This window comes from Anaerospora sp., assembly GCF_032013335.1.
GTDB lineage: Bacteria > Bacillota > Negativicutes > Sporomusales > DSM-15969 > Anaerospora.
Genome location: NZ_DALZUO010000004.1, coordinates 1 through 9,002 on the forward strand (window position 1 = coordinate 1; position 9,002 = coordinate 9,002).

Below are 9,002 nucleotides of genomic sequence, written 5' to 3' on the forward strand. Positions count from 1 at the left end.
TGCAACATTTGCCTCGTTCTTAATTCTGTGATGTGAAATGCAAAACTAAACAAGTCATCATCTCAAGTAAAATAAGGCCCTTGAGGCTATATATAGACAAGTAGAATCTTTGGAATATAACTTGCATGTTAGAAAATTAATATAAAGTACTATTGTTTGTTGCTTTATATTTAATGATCACAAAAAGGAGCTATATCTATGACAAGTATTGTTGACAAATTTCGGGAAATTCCAGCTACCTGTATTTCAGATGCAATGGATGGTCTAAGAAACCTCGATCCAATGATCAAACCATTACAAGCACAATATAAAATTAGTGGACGCGCTTTTACCGTCAGACTTCCTGCAGGAGACAATATGATGCTGCTAAGAGCGATTCGTGAAGCAAAGCAGGGAGATATTCTCGTAGTTGATGCAAAGGGCTTTTTGTATACGGCAGTTGCCGGAGATTTTGTTATTGGATTGGCTGCCACACTAGGTCTGGGAGGTATCGTCATTGACGGCACTATCCGTGACATACTTAGTATTAAGCATTCAGGGTTCCCTGTTTTTTGTAAGGGGGGAACGCTTGCCTGCAGTAAAAAATTTGGGGCAGGTGAAATAAATGTAGCAATTTCCAGCGGCGGAACAGTAATTTCTCCTGGTGATATTATTGTAGGGGATGCCGATGGAGTTGTCGTCGTGCCAAAAGATAATGAGGCTGCTGTTTTACAAGCTGCAGCTGATAAGCTTAATAAAGATGATATGCGGGCTCAAAATGTCTTAGGGAATCCGGAAGCAGCCGCTAAATGGATCGATGTACTGCTTAAAAGCAATAATTAAAACGATAGAGGTGCCTCTCATGGGACAAACGATAGCCGAAAAAATCATTTCAGCACATTTAGTTAGTGGAGCAATGAAACGCGGAGAGCCCATCCATATTAAAATAGACCAAACGCTTACACACGATGTTAATGGTGTTGCTGCTTATCTGCAATTTGAAGCAGTTGGTATGGATCGTGTTCAAAATGAGCTTGCGGTAAGTTACATTGATCATAATTTAATACAAGCAGATTTCCGTAATTCAGACGATCATCGATATTTAATGGATGTAGCTGCTAAGCATGGGATCATAACCTCCAGAATGGGTAATGGAATTTGTCATCAGGTTCATTTGGAACGTTTTGATATACCAGGTAAGGTGCTGTTAGGAAGCGACTCGCATACACCCGCTGCCGGCGGTGTTGGGATGTTAGGACTCGGTGCAGGAGGGCTTGATGTGGCGTTGGCTATGGCAGGAGAGCCATTTTCTTTGAAGATGCCTCAAATAGTCAAGGTCAATCTTACCGGTAAACTCCAGCCATTTGTATCAGCAAAAAATGTGGTCCTTGAGCTATTGCGTCGCGTCACGGTTAAGGGTGGTGTAAATAAAATCTACGAGTACGCCGGACCAGGAATTAGTACGCTTAATGTTACTGAGCGGGCGATTATTACTAATATGGGAACTGAAACTGGCGCCACATCCTCTATTTTTCCCAGTGATGAAGTTACCAGAGCGTGGATGCGTGCACAAAACCGCGAAGGTGAGTGGCACCCTTTAGCAGCGGATACGGATGCTGTCTACGATGATGTGATTGAAATCGATTTATCTCAGATAGAGCTGCTCATTGCACTGCCCCATCAGCCGGATAGAGTAGTTCCTATTAGTGAGGTTGAAGGGCTACCCGTTGATCAAGTTGTAATTGGCAGTTGTGCAAATTCTTCTTTGCAAGATATATTGTCCATTGCCACTATGCTGGAGAATAAGTCCGTGCATCCTCGTGTAGATGCGGGGCTATACATTGGAAGCAAGCAAGTCTATCTTGAAAGCGTTGCGCGTGGAGCTTTTATGAAGGTAATAAAAGGTGGAGTTCGCGTTTTGGAGTCAGGCTGTGGAGCCTGTAACGGTTCGGGATTTGCGCCGCCCACAAATGGAATATCACTTAGAACAACAACCCGTAATTTTTTAGGCAGGTGCGGCCATCCGAGTGGAAATGTGTATTTAGTAGGGCCTGAAGTTGCCGCAGCTTCTGCAATAACCGGAGTAATAACGGACCCTAGAAAGCTTGGCATAACGCCATTTGAATATAAAATGCCGGAAAAATTTATGATTGAAGACAATATGTTCGTCTATCCTTCAGAGAGTAGATCGGAAATTTCAATACGCCGAGGTCCTAACATTAGTCCGCCACCTGTTTTAGAAGCGTTGCCAGATGTGATTTCCAGCCCGGTCTTAATCAAACTTGGTGAGGATATAACAACAGATCATATTGTGCCTGCAGGAGCAAATTTTTTGCCGATGCGGAATAACACCCCGGAAATTGCCAAGTATGTGTTTCATGTAGTGGATGCTTCTTTTGCAAAACGTGCCCAAGAAGCTGGTGGCGGTTTTATCGTTGCAGGTGTTAACTATGGGCAAGGCTCCAGCCGTGAGCAAGCTGCTCTTGCACCGCGTTATTTGGGCGTAAAAACGATTATCGCAAAAAGTTTTGCCCGTATTCATCTTGCTAATCTTGTTAATTTTGGCATTTTACCGCTGGTGTTTGTAAATGAAGCTGATTATGAAAAAATAGATCAAGATGACCATTTGACTATAGAATTTGAAACGATTCTACAGCAGGATAGTGCCACTGTTACAAATAAGAGCAAGCAGCTGGATATACTAGTAAAGAGTCCGTTAACCTGCGAAGAATTAGAAATAGTAAAAAAAGGTGGACGTCTTAATTGGATTAAGCTGCGGGCATAATTTAACTATCAGGAGAAAATGATACCCAATAACTAAAGCTCATCAACTGATGGGCTTTAGTTATTAAAAGGGTAAAGAGACCGTGAGGCACTACTGGAAACCTGGAGTTGCTGTTTCGTATTGTTTCGTTTAAAATTAAGCTGAATACAATCGATAGGTGAAGAAAAATGAAGAAAATCGCAATTTTAGCTCCCAATGATAATAAACTAAATGAGCTCAAGATACTATTTGCAGAATCTTTAAGTGAAATTATTTTTGAGGTAGGCTCTTTAGCGGACGGTGTAATAAAAGCAAAGCAATTGGTTGAACAGGGTGTCGAGATCATAATTGCCCGGGGGGAATCAGCCTATAATATTAGAGATGCATGCCCTAGTGTCGCGGTAATCGATATTCCGATATCAGGCTTTGATTTGGCAATAGCGTTGGAGAAGGCACGTGAATACGGCGGAACAGTGGCTGTTGTCTCATTTCCCTCCATGATTAAGCAAGTTGAGTGCCTAGAAACTGCCATTGGCATAAAAATAAAAAAATACTATTTAAAATCTCGCGAACAAGTTAATGAGCAGATTGATCAAGCCTTACGTGATGGTGCAAATGTTTTATTAGGTGGTTTTACCACTATTAGTGCTGCAAAAAAAAGAAACTTGCCATGTGTTGAAATTGTGACAGGCAGCCATGCTTATATTGAAGCTTTTAATAGTGCGAAGAGTTTGCTAGTAACAATTGAGCACGAAAAAAGAAAGTCCGGTATGATCACAACGGTTTTGGATTATGCATATGAAGGAATCGTCTCTATAGATGAAACTGGCAGGATGATAGCAATAAATCCTGTAGCGAAAAAAATATTGAAATCACCAATCACATTTGACATAGGTACTGACATCGATGTCGTGTGGCCTAGCCTAAAATTACGAGACGTTATTGTGACCGGAGTAGGAGTAAGAAATCAACTTTTATACGTAAACAATATACAAGTATTATGCAACAAGGTACCCATCACATACCGTACTGGAGCAATTGGTGCTGTTGCAACCTTTCAGGATGTTACCAAAATACAAATGATGGAATCCCGTATTCGCAAGGAAATCTATTCTAAGGGACATATAGCTTCCTATACGTTTAAAGATATTCATAGCTCAGATCCGGGAATAAAAATGACGATTGATTTAGCGCGAAGCTTTTCAAATTCGAATGCCAATGTTTTAATTCTTGGTGAGACGGGTTCCGGGAAAGAAGTGTTTGCTCAAAGCATCCACAATCAAAGTAAGCAGAGAAAAGGACCATTTGTTGCTGTCAACTGCGCAGCATTACCTGCTCAGTTACTTGAGAGTGAGTTGTTCGGATATATAGGCGGAGCCTTTACCGGAGCCAGTAAAGAGGGGAAGCTTGGTTTATTTGAGGTAGCTCATACTGGAACCATATTCTTGGATGAGATTAGTGAAATGGACGTCGTCAATCAGGGGCGGCTGCTACGAGTCTTACAGGAGCGATCTGTTGTACGATTGGGCAGTGATAAAGTAATCCCTGTTTCAGTAAGAGTCATTGCAGCAACTAATAAGAAGCTAAGTGATTTAGTCAAACAAGGACAATTTAGAGAAGATTTATTTTATCGGTTAAACGTACTTAATTTGCGAATTCCTCCACTGCGCAAACGAAAAAAAGATATTCCCTTATATGTTAAGACCTTTTTATCACAACTGTGTCAGGAAGCTGATAAGACCATTAAGTTTAGCAGTGGAGCATTGAAATTGCTTCAAAGCCACGATTGGCCAGGAAATGTGAGGCAATTAAGAAATGTTATTGAAAGAGTTGTTGCTGTAGCAAAAAAGGATACGGTATCTACTACCTTTCTTTCGCAACTTTTAATGTTTGAAAGTGATAGTGATAGTGATAGTGATAACAGAGCGGTTGAAAATGATGAGGCACGAACTATCTTAAAGGCATTGGATGAAAACAATGGTGTTATTGCGTCTGCAGCAAAAGCATTGCATGTTAATCGAACCACCCTGTGGCGAAAGATGAACCGGCTAGGTATAACCAAATGACATTGGACAGGAGGTTACTCCTTGGTTGCGTAAGGCTGCCTAGAGCCTCCAGTAATTTTTTTGGATTTTGAAGGGCATTTGTTTACTATGCCGGGATAAGCATGACAATGTCCGGTACTGGAATAAAAGTAGAACCTCCTTCTCATAATAATCAGAAGGGGGAATATGATGCAGATATCCCGTAGACAGAGAAGAGAGGCCACATACAAAAGCACCCGGCGTAGATTCTTTTTGTGCATGGTTTGTATGGTGTGGGGAGGGTTTTTATACTGGATGTGGTATTTTCCTAATCCTTTCTTTTTCACCTTCACCAGTATGATTACTTTCTTTCAATTAATTATGTTAAACCCCTATAAATTACGTTCCTATCTGCCTGGTCTCACAGCCTCCAACTATTGGCTGAAAACGTCGACAGTCGTCGGATATATCATTGTATTTTTTTTATTAATGAGCTCAATTAGCAATTTGGAGAGATAGATAAGACTTGGTACAAAAACCAAGTCTTATCTATTGGCAGGATTTTGAATAAGAAAATCAAATCTATTATAATGAGGTGAGCGAAATGGCTGAGATTTATGGAGATACGAATGGTCTGAAAAAAAGCTATATTATGCAATTGGAAGCAATTTATGAGCAGCAGATTCCATTTGGACAAACAATCACTGAAGAAATAACCACTATACTAGCAAGATTAACGGAAGATATTAAACGAGAAATAGCTTTGTATGTTAATAGAAGGGGACAAATTACCCATGTCGCAGTTGGTGATAACCGGACAGTAAGCCTGCCAGATGCAGAAGGACGTAGAGCAAATTCACGCTTAAGCGGTATTCGCTGCATACATACCCATCCAGGCGGAGATAGTCAGCTCAGCAGCCTGGATGTGGCGTCACTGAAAGAACTGCGGTTTGATCTGATGGCAGCAATCGGAGTTCAAGATGGCAAAGCAACGCAAATCAGTTTTGGGTTTATTAGCGGCACAAATAAAGATGATTACACCGTACAGACTGTTGGTCCCTTAACAACAGATGATTTCTTGCATATTGATCTTGTATATTTAACCTCGGAAATTGAACGCCAGCTAGATGATCAAACACAACCAACCGAATTAGTTTCTATTGAACGGGCTTTTCTGGTAGGTGTAGAGAGGCAGGGGGCCTGGGAAGTAAAAGACTCCCTTAATGAATTGAGACAGCTGGCTGAAACAGCTGGCGCAATTGTAACAGGAATGACCTGGCAGAAGAGAGATAAGCCCGACGCGGCTTTATTTATTGGTAAGGGTAAAGTTGAAGAAATCAATTTACTTCGGCAAGAGCAACGAGCCAATGTAATTATATTCGACGATGAGCTGTCGCCAGCGCAGCAGCGAAATCTCGAACAAGCATTAGGCTGTAAAATTGTAGACCGGACAGCATTAATTCTTGACATATTTGCTCAGCGTGCCCGCAGTCATGAAGGGAAGCTGCAAGTTGAGCTTGCCCAACTGCGTTATAATTTACCACGCTTAGGCGGTCAGGGGTTAGTTTTATCCCGTCTTGGCGGCGGTATTGGTACAAGGGGACCGGGCGAAACAAAACTGGAAGTTGACAGACGCCGTATTCGCTCGCGCATAAGTGATATTGAACAGGAAATAGACTCCATTCGAAAGCAACGCATTCTCCAGCGCAAACGACGTCTTAACAGCCGCATTCCAACTATTGCTCTAGTGGGCTATACAAATGCAGGAAAATCCACTTTATTAAATGCATTAACTTCTGCCGGTGTTTTGGCAGAGGATAAATTATTTGCCACACTTGATCCGACTACCCGTCGCATAACTTTACCAAATTCGCAAGAAGTTCTAATCACAGACACTGTCGGATTCATTCAGAAACTTCCGCATCAGCTTGTTGCCGCTTTTCGGGCAACCTTGGAAGAAGTATTGGAAGCCGATTTAGTCCTGCACATTGTTGATGGCAGCCATTCGCGCTACCAGGAGCAAATTAAAGCGGTTTATGATGTACTGCGCAAACTTGGAGCAGACAACAAGTTGATGCTGACTGTTTACAATAAAATGGATACAGCGAATAATCCGTCCATTGCAGAGCGTATTGCAGCTGAAACTACCAGTGTCGGTATATCTGCTTTATCCGGACTTGGACTACCTGAATTGCTTGAGCTGATTCAAGTAACTCTCCGCCAAACAAAAGTTGACATAGAATTGGTAATACCCTATAATGACACAGGTATAATTTCACAACTTTATGACATCGGGGAAGTTTTGAGTACCGAATACCGTGAAACGGGTATTTATATCACGTTATCTGCTGCGCCCGAAATGATTACCCGGTTCAGTTGTTATTCCACGGGAGATGAATAAAAGTGAGCGAGTTTTCACCAGACCTTTTATCGTACCGCGACCAGGCAATGAGCCAATCAATGCCCTATTTCGCGGTTGTCGATCAAATATCCGAATACAATACCAAACGTCTTTTGCAGGTTTTTCGCGAATCGCAAGTATCAGATTATCATTTCCGCGCCACAACTGGTTATGGGTATGGTGATGCTGGCCGGGATAAATTAGATGAAGTATGGGCAAAAATATGCGGCGCAGAAAAAGCATTGGTTCGGAGTCATTTTGTATCCGGTACCCATGCTTTGGCATCTGTGCTATTTGGCATTTTACGCCCGGGAGATGAATTACTGTCAGTTACTGGCGCACCCTATGATACTATGCAGACTGTAATTGGTGCTGCAAGCCCGGCAGTAGGCTCTCTTAAGGAGTATGGCATACATTATAATGAAATTCCCTTAGTGAATGACAAGGTCGATTATGAGGCTATTAAAAATTCCATTACAGAACGGACCAAAGTAGTCTTGATTCAACGCTCACGAGGCTATAGTATGCGTCATCCTTTACAAATAACGGAGATTGCTGAATTATGTGCATATATCAAACAGATTAAATCAGACTGCATTTGTTTTGTTGATAACTGTTATGGAGAATTTGTTGACACGCAAGAGCCGACAGCAGTAGGCGCTGATATAATGGCAGGTTCTTTGATTAAAAATCCTGGCGGTGGCATTGCTCCGGCCGGCGGCTATGTAGCTGGCCGCGCCGATTTGGTTGAACTTGCTGCTTGCCGTCTTACAGCGCCGGGAATCGGAAGTCATGTAGGGGCGACCCTTAGCGATAACCGGCTGCTTTTCCAAGGCTTGTTTTTAGCGCCCCATATTGTTGCCCAATCGATCAAAGGGGCTATTTTTGCTGCTGCCTTATTTTCTTTGCTGGGCTATGAAACAACGCCTTCCTTTGCTGAAAAACGCAGCGATATTATCCAGGCTATACAATTAGGTTCACCTGAAAAAATGGTAGCCTTTTGCCAGGGACTGCAAACCTATTCTCCTGTTGATGCATTTGTACGTCCAGAGCCTAGCGATATGCCGGGATATTCCGATGCTGTGATTATGGCAGGGGGAACATTTGTTCAGGGTTCATCAATTGAGCTTAGTGCTGATGGTCCTCTACGTGCTCCGTACAGCATTTATCTCCAAGGCGGTTTAACCTTTGAACATGCTGTTCTTGGTGTAATGGGAGCTGCTTCGGCAATTTTAGATAAAAAGTAATAAAATTCTTTACATATTTACTGTAAAGCCTTAGATTCGACAGGAAAAAAACTTATCTTGTCGAATGAGTAACCGTATCTAGAAACCATGTTTGGTGGGATTGTGTGGAATATACACTAATTACAACGATCGCAATTGTGATTACCACGCTGTTTGTGCACCAACTAGCTAATCGGATTCTGGGCGTTCGCCTGGGAATCAAACCACTGGCACTTTGTGGTGTATGCTCATTGTTTCTTAGCCTTATTCTTCCACGAATTGTCGTAGGCTTTGCCGGATTAGCTGGAACTATAGGCGTGCTGGCTGTCTTTGCAATTATATTTGCTTATTTTGTTGCCTATTACGAAGATTCATTTCAGGGAGACTCTGCTACACATGTTATTGATGAAAATAGTATGTGCGAACAGCTAGCACCAATTATCTCAACAGCTCCGCCTTTCTCAACCCTTGCAGAGGATATGAGTTATATTACTGCATCCCATGGAGCTGTTATTTCAAAGCACGAAGCTCGTGAAGTACCGATTGCTGTTGCCGGAAACGTTCCGGAACCGGTTGTGGAAGAACCGGTAGCCGCAGAAGAGCCTGTC

General features: G+C 42.2%; 5 protein-coding genes and 1 pseudogene. All 6 read left to right on the forward strand.

The genetic code is table 11. From position 1 onward, the window contains the following. Positions 1-198: 198 nt before the first annotated feature. Entirely contained in the window at positions 199-822 is a 624-nt protein-coding gene (locus RTR76_RS04825; RefSeq protein WP_312517278.1) for an RraA family protein, read from the forward strand. Positions 823-841: 19 nt separating this feature from the next. Continuing rightward, a complete protein-coding gene (locus tag RTR76_RS04830; RefSeq protein WP_312517280.1) occupies positions 842-2,764 on the forward strand; it encodes an aconitate hydratase in 1,923 nt (640 codons plus the stop codon). Positions 2,765-2,931: 167 nt separating this feature from the next. Then, positions 2,932-4,809, forward strand: a complete 1,878-nt coding sequence (locus RTR76_RS04835; RefSeq protein ID WP_312517282.1) for a sigma 54-interacting transcriptional regulator — start codon at positions 2,932-2,934, stop codon at positions 4,807-4,809. A gap of 562 nt (positions 4,810-5,371) precedes the next feature. Then, on the forward strand, positions 5,372-7,168 hold the full coding sequence (gene hflX / locus RTR76_RS04840) for a GTPase HflX (protein ID WP_312517284.1): 1,797 nt from the start codon (positions 5,372-5,374) through the stop codon (positions 7,166-7,168). 47 nt (positions 7,169-7,215) lie between these two features. Continuing rightward, a complete protein-coding gene (locus RTR76_RS04845) occupies positions 7,216-8,415 on the forward strand; it encodes an aminotransferase class I/II-fold pyridoxal phosphate-dependent enzyme (protein WP_396144314.1) in 1,200 nt (399 codons plus the stop codon). Positions 8,416-8,519: 104 nt separating this feature from the next. Then, positions 8,520-9,002 (forward strand): annotated as a pseudogene (locus RTR76_RS04850) (hypothetical protein); the annotation flags it as partial.